The 14,521-nt window shown below is 72.3% G+C and carries 16 protein-coding genes and 1 riboswitch; of the genes, 8 read left to right on the top strand and 8 right to left on the bottom strand.

Features of this window, described 5'->3' with window-relative positions; all coding sequences use genetic code 11:
- Positions 1-267 precede the first annotated feature (267 nt).
- Positions 268-885 (top strand): DUF4126 domain-containing protein, encoded by a 618-nt coding sequence (locus ACIPFH_RS33975; RefSeq protein ID WP_401832605.1) that lies wholly within the window; start codon positions 268-270, stop codon positions 883-885.
- 38 nt (positions 886-923) lie between these two features.
- The gene (locus ACIPFH_RS33980; protein ID WP_401832607.1) at positions 924-2,396 is read left to right on the top strand and encodes a phytoene desaturase family protein; all 1,473 of its coding nucleotides are present in this window, start codon (positions 924-926) and stop codon (positions 2,394-2,396) included.
- A 46-nt stretch (positions 2,397-2,442) separates the two neighbouring features.
- Here ACIPFH_RS33980 and ACIPFH_RS33985 read toward each other — a convergent pair whose 3' ends face one another.
- The 6 genes from ACIPFH_RS33985 to ACIPFH_RS34010 form a co-directional block, all read right to left on the bottom strand.
- The gene (locus ACIPFH_RS33985) at positions 2,443-3,483 is read right to left on the bottom strand and encodes a hypothetical protein (protein WP_401832609.1); all 1,041 of its coding nucleotides are present in this window, start codon (positions 3,481-3,483) and stop codon (positions 2,443-2,445) included.
- Positions 3,484-3,539: 56 nt separating this feature from the next.
- Positions 3,540-4,463 carry a methylenetetrahydrofolate reductase [NAD(P)H] gene (gene metF / locus ACIPFH_RS33990; protein WP_356258134.1) on the bottom strand — a complete coding sequence of 308 codons (924 nt, stop codon included), beginning with the start codon at positions 4,461-4,463 and terminating at the stop codon, positions 3,540-3,542.
- Between the two features lie 120 nt (positions 4,464-4,583).
- Positions 4,584-5,231 (bottom strand): thiamine phosphate synthase, encoded by a 648-nt coding sequence (gene thiE / locus ACIPFH_RS33995; RefSeq protein WP_401832612.1) that lies wholly within the window; start codon positions 5,229-5,231, stop codon positions 4,584-4,586.
- A 74-nt stretch (positions 5,232-5,305) separates the two neighbouring features.
- Positions 5,306-5,671, bottom strand: a complete 366-nt coding sequence (locus ACIPFH_RS34000; protein WP_401832613.1) for an Rv2175c family DNA-binding protein — start codon at positions 5,669-5,671, stop codon at positions 5,306-5,308.
- A gap of 59 nt (positions 5,672-5,730) precedes the next feature.
- Positions 5,731-6,978: an NAD(P)/FAD-dependent oxidoreductase gene (locus ACIPFH_RS34005; protein ID WP_401832616.1), complete on the bottom strand. Its 1,248-nt coding sequence runs from the start codon at positions 6,976-6,978 to the stop codon at positions 5,731-5,733.
- A gap of 32 nt (positions 6,979-7,010) precedes the next feature.
- Entirely contained in the window at positions 7,011-7,361 is a 351-nt protein-coding gene (locus ACIPFH_RS34010) for a hypothetical protein (RefSeq protein WP_401832619.1), read from the bottom strand.
- A 52-nt stretch (positions 7,362-7,413) separates the two neighbouring features.
- Positions 7,414-7,525, top strand: a riboswitch (TPP riboswitch).
- On the opposite strand from ACIPFH_RS34010, the gene thiO reads away from it, so the two are divergent.
- From thiO to ACIPFH_RS34035, 5 genes are all read left to right on the top strand, one after another.
- Positions 7,523-8,689, top strand: a complete 1,167-nt coding sequence (gene thiO, locus ACIPFH_RS34015) for a glycine oxidase ThiO (protein ID WP_401832621.1) — start codon at positions 7,523-7,525, stop codon at positions 8,687-8,689. Its footprint overlaps the riboswitch before it by 3 nt.
- Positions 8,690-8,697: 8 nt before the next feature.
- The gene (gene thiS, locus ACIPFH_RS34020) at positions 8,698-8,898 is read left to right on the top strand and encodes a sulfur carrier protein ThiS (RefSeq protein WP_401832664.1); all 201 of its coding nucleotides are present in this window, start codon (positions 8,698-8,700) and stop codon (positions 8,896-8,898) included.
- A 3-nt stretch (positions 8,899-8,901) separates the two neighbouring features.
- A complete protein-coding gene (locus ACIPFH_RS34025; protein ID WP_356258145.1) occupies positions 8,902-9,696 on the top strand; it encodes a thiazole synthase in 795 nt (264 codons plus the stop codon).
- A gap of 137 nt (positions 9,697-9,833) precedes the next feature.
- Positions 9,834-11,810 (top strand): Stk1 family PASTA domain-containing Ser/Thr kinase, encoded by a 1,977-nt coding sequence (gene pknB, locus ACIPFH_RS34030; RefSeq protein WP_401832624.1) that lies wholly within the window; start codon positions 9,834-9,836, stop codon positions 11,808-11,810.
- A gap of 45 nt (positions 11,811-11,855) precedes the next feature.
- On the top strand, positions 11,856-12,734 hold the full coding sequence (locus ACIPFH_RS34035; protein WP_401832625.1) for a deoxyribonuclease IV: 879 nt from the start codon (positions 11,856-11,858) through the stop codon (positions 12,732-12,734).
- Between the two features lie 16 nt (positions 12,735-12,750).
- Here the strand turns inward: ACIPFH_RS34035 and ACIPFH_RS34040 are convergent, their stop codons facing one another.
- Complete coding sequence (locus ACIPFH_RS34040) at positions 12,751-13,383, bottom strand: sulfite oxidase-like oxidoreductase (protein ID WP_401832628.1); 633 nt, start codon at positions 13,381-13,383, stop codon at positions 12,751-12,753.
- Positions 13,384-13,581: 198 nt separating this feature from the next.
- Here ACIPFH_RS34040 and bfr point away from each other — a divergent pair, with 198 nt between their 5' ends.
- Positions 13,582-14,061, top strand: a complete 480-nt coding sequence (gene bfr, locus ACIPFH_RS34045; RefSeq protein WP_189916875.1) for a bacterioferritin — start codon at positions 13,582-13,584, stop codon at positions 14,059-14,061.
- A gap of 7 nt (positions 14,062-14,068) precedes the next feature.
- Here bfr and ACIPFH_RS34050 read toward each other — a convergent pair whose 3' ends face one another.
- Positions 14,069-14,311, bottom strand: coding sequence for a bacterioferritin-associated ferredoxin (locus ACIPFH_RS34050; RefSeq protein ID WP_401832629.1), 243 nt, complete (start codon positions 14,309-14,311; stop codon positions 14,069-14,071).
- Positions 14,312-14,521 lie beyond the last annotated feature (210 nt).

Below are 14,521 nucleotides of genomic sequence, written 5' to 3' on the forward strand. Positions count from 1 at the left end.
TTCCCCCGTGCGGTCGTTCCCCCGGGGTGCCCCCCGCGTCTCACTCCCGCCGAACCTGCCGGCGGAAGGAGCGGATCGAGGGCCGCTCCGTTCCGGCGCCCCGTGTCGCCGGTGCCGGAGCCGCGCCCCCTTCCGTGCCACCACTCTCCCGTTCGCGCAGGTCCGCCCCATCCGTGCGCGTACTCAACTCACCCCCTAGGTACGCGTACTCAGCTCTGCGCGCTCATCCCCAGGACGCCGAGCGGCCGACTGGTTACGATCGCGTCCGTGTCCGTACTCCCCCTCGTGTTCACCAGCGGCTGGGCCAGCGGCATCAACGCCTACGCGGTGGTGCTGCTCCTCGGCGTGTTCGGCGCGACCGGCCTGAGCGACGAAGTCCCCGAATCACTGCAACGCCCCGAGGTGCTCGTCGCCGCGGGCATCCTGTTCCTCTGCGAGGCGGTCGCCGACAAGATCCCGTACCTGGACTCGGCGTGGGACACGGTGCACACGGTCGTCCGGCCGGCGGCCGGGGCCTGGGTCGGCGCGCTGCTCGCCGGGCAGAGCGGTTCGCTCTCCGATGTGGCGGCCGGCCTGCTCGGCGGCTCGACGGCGCTGGCCAGCCACGCCGTCAAGGCCGGCACCCGGATGGCGGTCAACACCTCCCCCGAGCCGTTCAGCAACGTGGCCGTGAGCCTGGCCGAGGATCTCGGGGTCGCCGGGATCGTGACGTTCGCCATATTCCATCCGGTGGCCGCCTCGGTCATCGCGGCGGTCCTGCTGCTGGCCGGGCTGCTGGTCCTGTTCTTCCTCGTCTCCCGGATCCGCCGGTTCCTGCGGCGCAGGGCGCAACGGCGCGAGGAGCGCCGGCTCGGCCGGCACCCGTGGCCGCCGCCACCGGGCTGACCACGTGACTGTCGGTGGCGGCCGATAAAGTCGCGGGCATGGCAGGGATTGCGGTGATCGGCGCCGGGATGGGCGCGCTGGCGGCGGCTGCCCGGCTGGCCGTCGCGGGCCACCGGGTGACGGTGTACGAGCGTACGCAGACGTACGGCGGAGCGGTGCGCCGCTTCGATCGCGGCGGGTTCGGCTTCGACACCGGGCCCGGTCTGCTGCCCCTTCCCGCCGTCTACCGCGACCTCTTCGTCAAGACCGGCAAGGAGCCGCTGGAGGACCGCGTCGAGCTGGTCCAGGTCGACCCGTCCGCGCGGCACGTCTTCGCGGACGGCACCGCGGTGTCGCTGCCGAACGCCTCGCGCGCGGGGGTCGTCGCGGCACTGGACGAGGCGCTCGGGGCGCCGGCCGGACAGCGCTGGGGCGACTTCCTGGTGCGGGCCCGCGAGGCCTGGGACCGCACCCGCCGTCCGCTCCTGGAGGAGCCCCTGTGGCCCGACTGGTCGGTGCTGGCCGCCCGTGAGCCCTACCCGGCGGTCCCGCACAAGCGGCTGCTGCGCACCCGCGTGGCGGGCACCGTGGCCGAGGTCGGCGCCTGGGAGCTGCGTGACCCGCGGCTCGCCGCACTGGTCGAGGGCCACGCGCTCGCGTACGGCCTGGACCCGCGGGTCACTCCGGCGAGCGCGGCCGTCCTGGCGTACATGGAGCACGCCTTCGGCACCTGGTACGTGCGCGGGGGGATGCGGGAGCTGGCCCGCGCGGTCTACGAGCGCTGCCTGGCCCGCCGGGTGGAGTTCGTCTTCGGCGCCGAGGTCACCCGGATCCTGGAGAAGGACGGCCGGGCGGTGGGCGTGGAACTCGCCGAAGGCGCGGTACGGGAGGCGGACTTCGTGGTCGCCCCCGGCAGCGCCGGCGGCCTGCCGGCCCGCGCGGACGGCGAGGTCGCCCCGCAGGCGGGCCTGCCGAGCCGGCTGACGGTACTCCTCGCGCTGAGCGGCGCCCGGCCGACGGAGGCCCCGCACCGCACGGTGGTGCACACGCAGGACCGCGACGGGGAGTTGGAGAGCCTCTTCGGGACGGCGCCGTCGGTGCCCGCGCGGCCGACGACGACGGTGCTGCGTCCCGACGATCCGGCGCTGGTCCCGGACGGCGGCCACGAGGCGGTCACGCTCAGTGCCGTGGTCCCCGCCGGGGCGGAGATACGCGACGAGCACGTGGACACGCTGGTCGCCGTCGCCGAGCGAGCCGTCCCCGGTCTGCGCGACCGCGTCCTGTGGCGTGAGGTGCGCACCCCTGCCGACATCGCGCGGGAGACCGGTGCGACGGGCGGGGCGGTGCCGGCGCCGGCGCTGGCCGCGGCCGGGGGGCGACTGCTGCACCCCGCCAACTCCACACCTCTGCAAGGCCTGTTCACCGTAGGCGGCTGGTCCCACCCGGGCGGTGGGCTGCCGCACGCGGGCATGTCGGGCGCGCTGGTGTCCGGACTGATCGTGGAGGGCCCGCAGTTCCGCGGCTCACAGTGAGCCCCGGGCGCCGCCGGCAGGGGGCGTCCCGGGGAGGACGCGGCCGTCAGAACCGATACTGCTCGTCGTAGCCGGTGCCCTGACCGTGCCCCTGCTGCTGCCCGTCACCCTGGTACGGGTACTGCTGCTGCTCGGGCGGGAGTTCGCCGCCGAGCGGGTCGTCGGTGTTGCGCTGCTGCGGAACCCACACGCCGCCCGACGGGGTCTCCCCGTAGCCACCGGTGCCGTACTGCTCCTGGCCGTAGCCCTGCTGACCGTACTGCTGCTGGCCGTAACCGGCGTCGTAGGAGCCGCCGCCGTAGGTCTGGGTGCCGATGTACGGGTCGGAGTAGGCGGCGTACTGCTGCTCGCCGGTGGCGTCGTAGCCGTACTGCTGCTGGTGGTACCCGGCGTACGTGTTGTCGTACCCGTAGTTCTGGTCGGCGCCCTGGGCGGCCGTCGCGTACTGGTCCTGGGGCTGGCCCTGCGACTGGGCCTGGCCGGTCGCGGCGGCGTACGCGGTGTCGCTGTACACGCCGTAGGAGCCGGTGTCGTCGGGCATGGGCTGCGGCTCGTAGACGGACGTGGTCTCGGCGGCCGAGGGGTCGGTGGAGCGGGCCGCGGGCGTGAAGACGTCGTCGCGGTCGTAGTCGTCGTCGCCGAAGGCGCCGGTGTCGCCGAAGGCGTTCCTGTCCTGGCCGAACGGCGGGTTGTCGGCGCCGTACTGCGGGCCGGAGCCGAGCCCGGCCTCGCCCGCTTCCAGGTCGGAGACCTCGAGCGTCGGGTCCTTGCGCTCGGCCTTGCCGCGGCGGCGCTTGCTGACGGCCCCGCCGTCACCGTCCGTGTCGGCGTCCCCACGCCGGAAGGCCCAGCCCTCCGCGAAGCCGCGCCGGAACGACAGCGTGACGTAGGTCTGGCCGACCGCGAAGGCGGCCGCGCCCAGCGCGATGACGACGACCGACGGGATCAGGACGCCGAGGACGACGCCGAGGAAGCCGACGAAGGCCAGCAATCGCCAGCGCAGCCGCGCCTTGTACTGAAGCAGAACTTCGCCGAGTAGCCACAGCGCGACGAATCCAAACGCGATGTAGAGGACCGTCCAGCCCATGTACGCCCCTCTCCCAGTGGCCGCTACGCAGTGTGTCGTATGTCGGTGCGACCGGTCTAGGCCTGCGGCGGGTGGTGCAGGCCCAGGTTCTCGTAGATTTCCAGCGTCGCCGTCGAGTTGTTGAGCGTGATGAAGTGCAGTCCGGGCACTCCCTCGGCCAGCAGCCGAGCGCAGAACTCCGTGGCGAAGTCGATGCCAATGGAGCGTACAGCGGCCGGATCGTCTTTGGCTGTGAGGATCCGCTCTTTCAGGGCGGCCGGGAAGTGGGCGTTGCTGAGCTTGGGCAGGCTCTCCAGCATCTTCACACTCGTCACCGGCAGGACCTCGGGAATGACCGGAGTCACACAGCCGGCCGCCCCGACCCGGTCGCGCAGGCGCAGGTACGACTCGGGCTCGAAGAACATCTGCGTGATGGCGTAGTCCGCGCCGGCCCGGCACTTGTCGACGAAGTGCGCGACGTCGGTGTCCCAGTCCTCGGAACGCGGGTGCATCTCGGGGAAGGCGGCGACACCCACGCAGAAGTCGCCCGACTCCTTGATGAGCCGGACGAGTTCGGCGGCGTACGTCAGGCCCCGGGGGTGTGCCACCCACGCGCCCATGGGGTCGCCGGGCGGGTCGCCGCGCACGGCGAGCATGTTGCGGATCCCGGCGTCGGCGTACTGGCCGATGATGTTGCGCAGCTCGGCGATGGAGTGGTCCACGGCGGTGAGGTGCGCGACCGGCGTGAGGGTGGTGTCGACGACGATCTGCTGGGTCTCCTTGACCGTGGTCGCCCTGGTGGAGCCGCCGGCACCGTACGTCACCGAGACGAAGTCGGGGGCGGCCGCCTCGACCCTGCGCAGCGCGTTCCACAGGCTCCGCTCACCCTTGGGCGTCTTCGGCGCGTAGAACTCGAACGAGTACGTCGTCTTGCCGGTCGCCAGGATGTCCCGCACGGTGCGCGCGCGGTCCGTCCTGGTGGATGCGGTTCCTAGGGCCATACCCGCAGGTTAGTCAGGGGCAGGCGGTCCCCCAACCGGATGCGGGACATTTGCCCGGTTTGTCGCCTTTTTGTCCATCCCTTGGACAGCGGCACATGCCGGAGCCCGCCGGGGGCCGGGTCAGACCTCGCTCAGCCGCTTCCTGAACTCCGCCGCCGCGGCGCCCGGGTCGTCCGCGTCCGTGATCGCCCGGACGACGACGACCCGGCGGGCGCCCGCCGCCAGCACCTCGTCCAGATTGCCGAGGTCGATACCGCCGATGGCGAACCAGGGGCGGTCGGCGCCGAGGGAGGCCGTGTGCCGGACCAGGTCGAGGCCGGGGGCGGGCCGGCCGGGCTTGGTCGGGGTGGGCCAGCACGGGCCGGTGCAGAAGTAGTCGACACCCTTCTGGACGGCGGCGGCCTCCGCCTCCGCCTCCGTGTGCGTGGAGCGGCCTATGAGGATCTCCTCGCCCAGGATCTCGCGGGCCGCGGGGACCGGCAGGTCGCCCTGCCCGAGGTGGAGCACCCCGGCGGCGGCCGCGTGCGCGATGTCCGCGCGGTCGTTGACCGCGAGCAGCCTGCCGTGCCGGGCGCAGGCGTCGGCGAACACCTCGAGGTGCTCCAGCTCCTCGGCCGCCTCGATGTTCTTGTCACGCAGCTGGACGATGTCGACACCGCCCGCGAGGACCGCGTCCAGGAACTCCGGAAGATCGCCCTGACGGGTCCGGGCGTCCGTGCAGAGGTACAGCAGGGCGTCGGACAGGCGGGTGCGGGCGGTGTCGGGCATACGGAAGTCCCCCAGGGCGGCGGCGTACGGGAGCGGGCGCACCCGTACGCCGGGTGTCGGTCGGAACGAGTGGGTCAGACGGCGAGCGCCTGGGCGCGACGCTTCACCTCCGTGCCGCGATTCTCACTCAGGGCCTGCGCGGGCGTGCCGGGCAGGCTCGGGTCGGGGGTGAAGAGCCACTCGAGCATCTCTTCGTCCTTGAAGCCGTCGTCCCGCAGCAGGGTCAGGGTCCCGGCCAGGCCCTTCACCACCTTGTCCCCGTCGATGAAGGCGGCGGGGATGTGCAGCGCTCGGTTCTCACCACGGCGCACGGCGATGAGCTGGCCGTCCTTGATCAGCTGCCGGACGCGGATCACGTCGACGTCGAGCATTTCGGCGATGTCGGGGACGGTGAGCCAGGCGGGGACGAGCACATCGGTCTTTGCGTCAATCTCGGTCACGGGAACAAGCCTGCCATCTGCCGCTGACAGTCGGAAGCCGGGCCGGTCCGACCAGGGGCTCAGGCCGCGGCCGTCGCCGCCTTCATCGGCCTCGCCGGGTCCGCGAGGAGCCGTGGGTCCATGGGTGTGCCCGCCTCGATCAGCCGCCTGCCCTGGGCGAGGTCGCGCGGCCGGCCCACGGCCAGCAGGGCGACCAGCCGGTCCTCGCGCAGCCAGCACACCGTCCAGGCCGGACCCGACGGGTCGCCGCGCCACAGGACGCGGTCGGCGTCGGCGTGGTGCCCGGCGTACTGGACGAAGCGGTCGAACTGCTCGGACCAGAAGTACGGGACGGGGTCGTAGACGGCCGCCGGCTCGCCGGTGGCCGCGCCGATGATGTTCGTCGCGACCGTGCGCGGACCCTGGAGGGCGTTGTCCCAGTGATGGACGAGCAGCCGCTCGCCGTACCTCCCGGACGGGAAGGAGGCGCAGTCGCCGACCGCGTACACGTCGGGCACGGAGGTCCGCAGACGGGCGTCGGCCACGACCTCGCGGTGATCGCCGAGCGTGACGCCCGAGCCGGCCAGCCAGGCGGTGGCGGGGCGGGCGCCGATGCCCACCACGACGGCGCCGGCGGGCAGCCTCGAACCGTCGTCGAGGACGACCGCGCCTGGCTCGACGCGCTCCACGCGCGTGTGGGCGCGCAGAGCGATGCCGTGGTCGGCGTACCAGGCGGTCATCGGGGCGGCGACCTCGGCGGGCAGGGTCCCGGCCAGCGGCCGGTCGGCGGCCTCGACGACGGTGACCTCGCAGCCGGCCTCCCGCGCGGCCGTGGCGAACTCGGCGCCGATCCAGCCCGCGCCGACGACCACGACGTCGTGCTGCCGGGCGAGAACGGGCCGCAGCCGTTCGGCGTCGTCCAGGGTGCGCAGCAGGTGCACGCCGGGCACGCCCTCGGCGCCGGGCAGCCGGATCGGTTCGGCGCCGGTGGCGAGGACGAGGACGTCGTACGGGACGGGTCCGGCCTCGGTGTCCAGCTCGTGGTCGGCGGGGCGGAGGCCGCTGACCTCGCGGCCGAGTACGAGTTCGATGCCGAGGCCCTCGAAGTCGACGTCGAACGCGGAGCCCTCGGCGTTGCCGAGCAGGACGGCCTTGGACAGCGGGGGCCGGTCGTAGGGCTGGTGGGGCTCCGCGCCGATCAGGGTCACGGTGCCGTCGAAGCCCTGTTCACGCAGGGCGACGGCGGTCTGCACCCCGGCCATGCCCGCGCCGACGACCACCACGCGCCGCCCGGCCGGGCCGCCTTCTTGCTGCCTCTGCTCGCTCACCTGATCACCTTAGGCGGCTGACGAATTGTCAGTCAGCCGTCGTGCGCCGTGACCTGCTCCACAACGCTGGTGCCGCTGCCCTCCTGCGACTCCCACGCCCAGGTCTCCTCGAGCCGCACCCGGCCGTCCGCGAGCTCCACGACCGTCGACACACAGTGCCCCGAGGACGTCGCCCCGTCGTGCTTGAGCTGTACGTACCGGAAGTCGAGCCGGTCTCCCTCCCGGGTACCCACGAGATGTCCGCGTACGACGTCACCGCCCGTGTACTCCGCCCAGATCTCGCCGCCGCGCTCGTGGTACGTGAAGCGGGTGCGGGTGCCGACCTGGCCCGGCGCCTGGTCGGCGACGGGGGCGAGGACGAGGCCGTCGAGCGAGACGGGCATGAGCGGAGGCTCCCTTACTGAGGTGCGCGGCGTCCGGCTAGGGTGGCCAACCTAGAGCACTCGCGGGAGTCCGGACGCACCGGGCTGAGAGGGAGGCTGGCGGCCTCCGACCGTACGTACCTGATCCGGGTCATGCCGGCGAAGGGAGGGGCTGGACGCCCATGTCGTCTCCACGTACGTCAGACGTCCTCGTCATCGGGGGCGGGATCATCGGCCTTGTCACGGCTTGGCGGGCCGCACAGCGCGGCTTCGCCACGGCGGTGGCCGACCCGGCGCCGGGCGGCGGGGCCGCCCAGGTGGCGGCCGGGATGCTGGCCGCCGTCACGGAACTGCACCACGGCGAGCAGACCCTGCTCGGCCTCAACCTGGCCTCCGCCCGCCGCTATCCGGACTTCGCGGCCGAGCTGACGGAGCTGACTGGGCACGACCTCGGCTACCGGCGCTGCGGCACGCTCGCTGTCGCGCTGGACTCCGACGACCGCGCCCATCTGCGCGAACTGCACGCCCTGCAACAGCGGTCGGGGCTGGAGTCGGAGTGGCTGACCGGGCGGGAGTGCCGGCGTCTGGAACCGCTGCTCGCCCCGGGGGTACGGGGCGGTCTGCGGGTGGACGGCGACCACCAGATCGACCCGAGGCGGCTGACCGGGGCGCTGCTGGCGGCGTGCGAGCGGGCCGGCGTGATCTTCCACCGCACGCGGGCCGAACGGCTGTCCGTGGTGGGCGAGCGAGCCACGGGGGTCGTCACGCGGGACGGTACGGAGCTGGGGGCGGGGCAGGTGGTGCTCGCCGGCGGCAGTCTGAGCGGGCGGCTCGCGGGGGTGCCGCAGGACGTGCTGCCTCCCGTACGGCCCGTGAAGGGCCAGGTGCTGCGGCTGACCGTGCCGCCGCGGTACGCGCCGTTCCTGAGCCGGACCGTGCGGGCCGTGGTGCGGGGCAGCCACGTCTACCTGGTCCCCAGGGAGAACGGGGAGCTGGTGGTGGGGGCGACCAGCGAGGAGCTGGGCTGGGACACGACGGTGACGGCGGGAGGCGTGTACGAGTTGCTGCGCGACGCCCATGAGCTGGTGCCGGGGATCACCGAGCTGCCGCTCACGGAGACGCGCGCGGGGCTGCGACCCGGGACCCCGGACAACGCGCCGCTGCTCGGCCCGACGGAGCTGTCGGGGTTGCTGCTGGCCACCGGCCACTACCGCAACGGCGTGCTGCTGACCCCGGTGACGGGTGACGCGATGGCGCACGCCCTGGCCACCGGGGAGCTCCCGGACGAGGCCCGTCCCTTCACGCCCCGGCGCTTCGCCGCCGCCGCACTCACGGAGCAGCCCGCATGAGCACCCGCCTGAACGTCTCGGTGAACGGCGAGCGGCGGGAGTTCGCTCCCGGTACGGCTCTCGACAGCGTCGTACGGTCGCTGACGCCGGCGCCCTCCGGGGTGGCCGCCGCGCTCAACGAGACCGTCGTCCCGCGTGCGCAGTGGCCGTCCACGGCGCTGAGCGACGGTGACCGGGTGGAAGTCCTCACCGCGGTCCAGGGAGGCTGAGCCATGGCCGACGATCCTTTCGTCCTCGGCGGCACGCCCTTCTCGTCCCGTCTGATCATGGGTACGGGGGGTGCGCCCAGCCTGGAGGTGCTGGAGCGGGCGCTGGTGGCGTCCGGGACCGAGCTGACGACGGTCGCCATGCGGCGGGTGGACCCCTCGGTGCACGGTTCCGTGCTGTCGGTGCTGGAGCGGCTCGGTATCCGGGTGCTGCCGAACACGGCGGGGTGTTTCACCGCCGGGGAGGCCGTGCTGACGGCCCGGCTGGCGCGGGAGGCGCTGGGCACCGACCTGGTCAAGCTGGAGGTCATCGCCGACGAGCGCACACTGCTGCCGGATCCGATCGAGCTGTTGGAGGCGGCGGAGACGCTGGTGGACGACGGGTTCACGGTGCTGCCGTACACGAACGACGATCCGGTGCTGGCCAGGAAGCTGGAGGACGTGGGGTGCGCGGCGGTGATGCCGCTGGGCTCACCGATCGGCTCCGGTCTGGGCATCCGCAACCCGCACAACTTCCAGCTGATCGTCGAGCACGCCCGCGTGCCGGTGATCCTCGACGCGGGGGCCGGTACGGCGTCGGACGTGGCGTTGGCCATGGAGCTGGGGTGTGCGGGGGTGATGCTGGCCTCGGCCGTGACGCGGGCACGGGATCCCGAGCGGATGGCGTCGGCCATGCGGGCCGGCGTCGAGGCGGGAAGGCTGGCCCGGCTGGCCGGCCGGATCCCGCCCCGTTACTTCGCCGAGGCGTCCTCTCCCGTGGAGGGCCGGGCCGTGCTGGACCCCGAGCGCCCCGCATTCTGACCGACGTCCCGTTACCGTCCGGTCTTCGGAGAGGGGTGTCGTCCGGGCCGTGGGTTGCGTCACAGGTCGGCTCCAGTCGCGCTGCGATCTCGGTGGAACCCGCGGAGGTGTCAGCGGCGGCTCGTACACTCACCTGCGTGGACACGACCCTTCAGGACCCTCTGGTCGGGCGACTGCTCGACGGCCGGTATCGCGTCGAGGCGCGGATCGCGGTCGGCGGGATGGCCACGGTCTACCGGGCCGTGGACACCCGCCTGGACCGCGTGCTCGCGCTCAAGGTGATGCATCCGGCGCTCGCCGCCGACGGGTCCTTCGTCGAGCGGTTCATCCGGGAGGCGAAATCCGTCGCCCGGCTCGCCCACCCGAATGTCGTGCAGGTGTTCGACCAGGGTGCCGACGGGTCGTACGTCTATCTGGCCATGGAGTACATCGCCGGATGCACGCTGCGGGATGTGCTGCGGGAGCGCGGGGCGCTTCAGCCGCGCGCCGCGCTCGACATCCTGGAGCCCGTGCTGGCCGCGCTCGGCGCGGCGCACCGGGCCGGCTTCGTGCACCGGGACATGAAGCCCGAGAACGTGCTGATAGGGGATGACGGGCGGGTCAAGGTCGCGGATTTCGGACTGGTGCGGTCCGTCGACACCGTGACCAGCACCACCGGAGCCGTGCTCGGCACCGTCGCCTACCTCGCTCCCGAGCAGATCGAGCAGCCCGGTACCGCGGATGCCCGCGTCGACGTGTACGCGTGCGGGGTGGTGCTCCACGAGATGCTCACCGGTGAGAAACCCCACGACGGGGACTCCCCCGCGATCGTGCTCTACAAGCACCTGCACGAGGACGTCCCGCCGCCCTCGTCCCTCGTTCCCGGGCTGCCGTTCGAGCTGGACGAGCTCGTGGCGTCGGCCACCGCCCGCACCCCCGGCGTCCGGCCGTACGACGCCGTCGCGCTGCTCGGACAGGTGCGGGAGGCGCGGGCCGCGCTCAGCGAGGACCAGCTGGACGCGCTGCCCCCGCAGGCCGTCTCCGCCGGGCACGACAACGCCGAGGACCGGACGAGCGTGATCCCGCGCTCGCTCACCTCCCCCCCGCTCGGCTTCGCTCGCGCGGGGGGACCCCCGTCGCGGCCGCTGCCCGTCGACGAGGACGAGCCCGCCGACGGCGAGGACCCGCTCAACCGCACCTCGCGGTTCCGGAGCCCGCCGCCCCTGCCGCCCCGGCGCCGCTCGGTACGGCCCCGGCGCGGGGTGCTCGCGCTCGTCGCCGCCGTTCTGCTGGTCTTCGGTGTGGGCGCCGGCGTCTGGTACATCAACTCCGGTCAGTTCACCAAGGTCCCCGCGGTGCTCACGCAGAAGGAGGCCGAGGCCAGGTCGCGGCTGGAGGCCGCCGGGCTCGAGGTCGGCAAGGTCGAGCACAAGCACAGCGACACCGTGAGACGCGGCACCGTCATGGACACCGACCCGGATCCGGGCGCCCGGATCCGCAAGCACGACTCCGTGACGCTCACCGTCTCCGACGGCCCGGAGATCGTGAAGGTGCCGGACGTGGAGGGCTCCCGGCTGGACAAGGCCGAGGAGCTGCTGAAGAGCGACGGTCTGGAGCCGGGGCTGGTCACCAAGGCGTTCAGCGAGGATGTCATCAAGGGCTTCGTGATCAGCACCGACCCGGAGGCGGGCACCGAGCGCCGGGCGGGCACCGCGGTCTCGCTCGTGGTCAGCAAGGGCAGCCCCGTCGACGTCCCGGACGTCACCGGCGAGGACCTGGCCGACGCCAGGGCCGAACTGGAGGAGGCCGGCCTGAAGGTGAAGGTCGCCACCAGGCAGGTCAACTCCGAGTTCGACAAGGGCCAGGTCGCGGCGCAGACCCCGGAGGCGGACAGCGAGGCCGCCGACGGCGACACGGTGACGCTGACGCTGTCCAAGGGGCCGGAGATGGTCGAGGTCCCGGACGTGGTCGGCGCGAGCGTCGACGACGCCAAGTCCCTCCTGAAGCAGTCCGGCTTCGAGGTCAAGGAGGACCGGGGGCTGCTCGGGCTGTTCGGCGACACCGTGAAGAAGCAGTCGGTGGAGGGCGGCGAGTCGGCCCCCAAGGGGTCGACGATCACGATCACCATCCGGTGACCGGGCGGGTCCGGGGCGGTGCACGGGGCATGACACCCTGAACGGGTGAGTTCTCCAGCCCCCTTCCCCTCCCGCAACCCCGTCGGCGGTCACGTCCCCGTGGCCGGCGGTCTGCACGACGTGGGCATGTCGTACGCGCACGACCTCGGGGCCGAGACGGTCCAGGTGTTCGTCGCCAACCCGCGCGGGTGGGCCACCCCCGTCGGCAACCCGCGGCAGGACGAGGCCTTCCGCGAGGCGTGCGCGGCGCGGTCGGTCCCGGCGTACGTGCATGCGCCGTACCTGATCAACTTCGGCTCGCACACCGAGGCGACGGCCGAGAGGTCGGTGGAGTCGATGCGGCACTCGCTGCGCCGTGGACGGGCGATCGGCGCGCTGGGAGTGGTCGTGCACACGGGGAGCGCGACGGGCGGGCAGGACCGGTCGGTGGCGCTGAAGCAGGTGCGTGAGTATCTGCTGCCGCTGCTGGACGAGCTGACCCACGACGACGACCCGTTCCTGCTGCTCGAGTCCACCGCCGGCCAGGGCGCCTCGCTCTGCTCCCGGACCTGGGACTTCGGGCCGTACTTCGAGGCGCTGGACGCCCATCCCAAGCTGGGCGTCTGCCTCGACACCTGCCACATCTTCGCGGCCGGGCACGATCTGACCGGCCCGGCCGGTATGCACCAGACCCTCGAGCTGCTGGTGGACACGGTCGGCGAGGGCCGGCTGAGGCTGATCCACGCCAACGACTCCAAGGACGTGGTCGGCGCTCACAAGGACCGGCACGAGAACATCGGCGCCGGTCACATCGGCGAGGACCCGTTCCGGGCGCTGATGACCCACCCGGCCACCGCGGGCGTACCGCTGATCATCGAGACGCCCGGCGGCAAGGAGGGGCACGCGGCGGACGTGGAGCGGCTGAAGAAACTCCGGGACGGCTGACCCCGTACCGAGGACGTCAGAGCTCCGGCCCCTCCCCCGGGCCCTCCTGGTACGAGTAGCGCTGTTCCTTCCACGGGTCGCCGAGGTTGTGGTAGCCGCGCTCCTCCCAGAAGCCGCGGCGGTCGGCGGTCATGTACTCGACGCCACGGACCCACTTGGGGCCCTTCCAGGCGTAGAGGTGCGGAACGACCAGCCGCAGCGGGAAGCCGTGCTCGGCGGTGAGCTGTTCGCCGTCCTTGTGGGTGGCGAAGATCGTGCGCTCGGCGGCGAAGTCGGACAGGCGCAGGTTCGAGCTGAACCCGTACTCGGCCCACACCATCACATGGGTGACGTTCGGGGCGGGCGGGGCGCTCTCCAGGATCGTGCGGGCCGGGATCCCGCCCCACTCGGCGCCGAGCATGCTGAACTTCGTCACGCAGTGCAGATCGGCGACGACGGACGCGTAGGGAAGGGCCGTGAACTCCTCGTGGTTCCAGCAGTGCTTCTCGCCGTCGGCGGTGGCGCCGAAGACCCTGAACTCCCAGCGTTCGGGCCGGAACCTGGGCACCGGACCGTAGTGCGTGACGGGCCAGCCGCGCTGGAGTCGCTGTCCCGGCGGAAGCTCGGACACTGCTTCTTCGCCAGATTCACGCTCCACCGGATGCCCCATGACTCCATCCTGACAGACCCCGGACGGTGCACATGACCAGCCATGATCGGGCATATCCCGAATCGGGCATCTGCTACTAAGCATGCACTAACTTACTAAGTACGCACTTACTGGACGATCATCGACGCCGGTGCAATCATTCGGCGGCAGCCTCCCCGATTCCTCACCCCGATTCCCCACGTGGAAGGAGCCTCTGCGATGCAGGGCGACCCCGAGGTCATCGAGTTCCTCAACGAGCAGCTCACCGGCGAGCTCACGGCGATCAACCAGTACTTCCTCCACGCCAAGATGCAGGAGAACTTCGGCTGGACGAAGCTCGCCAAGTACACGCGGCACGAGTCGTTCGACGAGATGAAGCACGCCGAGGTGCTCACCGACCGGATCCTGTTCCTGGAAGGGCTGCCGAACTACCAGCGGCTGTTCCACGTGCGCGTCGGGCAGACGGTCAAGGAGATGTTCGAGGCCGACCGGCAGGTCGAGGTCGAGGCGATCGACCGGCTGAAGCGCGGCATCAAGGTGATGCGTGAAAAGGGTGACATCACGTCCGCGAACATCTTCGAGTCGATCCTCGCGGACGAGGAGCACCACATCGACTACCTCGACACCCAGCTGGACCTGGTGGAGAAGCTCGGCGAGGCGCTGTACCTCGCGCAGCTGATCGAGCAGCCGGAGAGCTGAAGCCCGCCTAAGCGGCTTCCTCGAGCTCCTCGAGTCCTTCGAGTCCGGCGAGAACCGGCCTGCCCTGGTCGGCCGGGTCACGGCGCGAACAGGCGCCCCGGCCGAGAATCGCCTGGATACGACGGACGCACGACCCGCAGTCCGTGCCCGCCTTGCAGGCCGAGGCTATCTGGCGGGGGGTGCAGGCTCCGTTGTCCGCGTGCCGCTGGACCTGCGCCTCGGTCACACCGAAGCAGCTGCAGACGAACAAGCGGATTCACCTCCTGCCGAGATCAATAAGGCTAACCTAACCTTACCCGGCGCTCAGTGACCGCAAAAGTGGAGTGGGGGGGGGGGGGGGGGGGGGTGGGGGGCCCCCCCCCCCCGCCCCCCCCGGCGGGGGGGGGGGGGCCAACGACCACGGGGGAGGCCCCGGGGGGGCGGGGGGGCGGGGGGCGGGGCGCGCGGGGGGCCACGGGGC

The sequence above is a fragment of the Streptomyces sp. NPDC088157 genome (assembly GCF_044741545.1).
GTDB lineage: Bacteria > Actinomycetota > Actinomycetes > Streptomycetales > Streptomycetaceae > Streptomyces.

Coding starts and splice junctions, on each gene's coding strand:
- ACIPFH_RS33980 (WP_401832607.1), top strand. CDS start 924: ATGGCAGGGATTGCGGTGATCGGCGCCGGGATGGGCGCGCTGGCGGCG.
- ACIPFH_RS33985 (WP_401832609.1), bottom strand. CDS start 3,483: ATGGGCTGGACGGTCCTCTACATCGCGTTTGGATTCGTCGCGCTGTGG.
- metF (WP_356258134.1), bottom strand. CDS start 4,463: ATGGCCCTAGGAACCGCATCCACCAGGACGGACCGCGCGCGCACCGTG.
- thiE (WP_401832612.1), bottom strand. CDS start 5,231: ATGCCCGACACCGCCCGCACCCGCCTGTCCGACGCCCTGCTGTACCTC.
- ACIPFH_RS34010 (WP_401832619.1), bottom strand. CDS start 7,361: ATGCCCGTCTCGCTCGACGGCCTCGTCCTCGCCCCCGTCGCCGACCAG.
- thiO (WP_401832621.1), top strand. CDS start 7,523: ATGTCGTCTCCACGTACGTCAGACGTCCTCGTCATCGGGGGCGGGATC.
- ACIPFH_RS34025 (WP_356258145.1), top strand. CDS start 8,902: ATGGCCGACGATCCTTTCGTCCTCGGCGGCACGCCCTTCTCGTCCCGT.
- ACIPFH_RS34040 (WP_401832628.1), bottom strand. CDS start 13,383: ATGGGGCATCCGGTGGAGCGTGAATCTGGCGAAGAAGCAGTGTCCGAG.
- bfr (WP_189916875.1), top strand. CDS start 13,582: ATGCAGGGCGACCCCGAGGTCATCGAGTTCCTCAACGAGCAGCTCACC.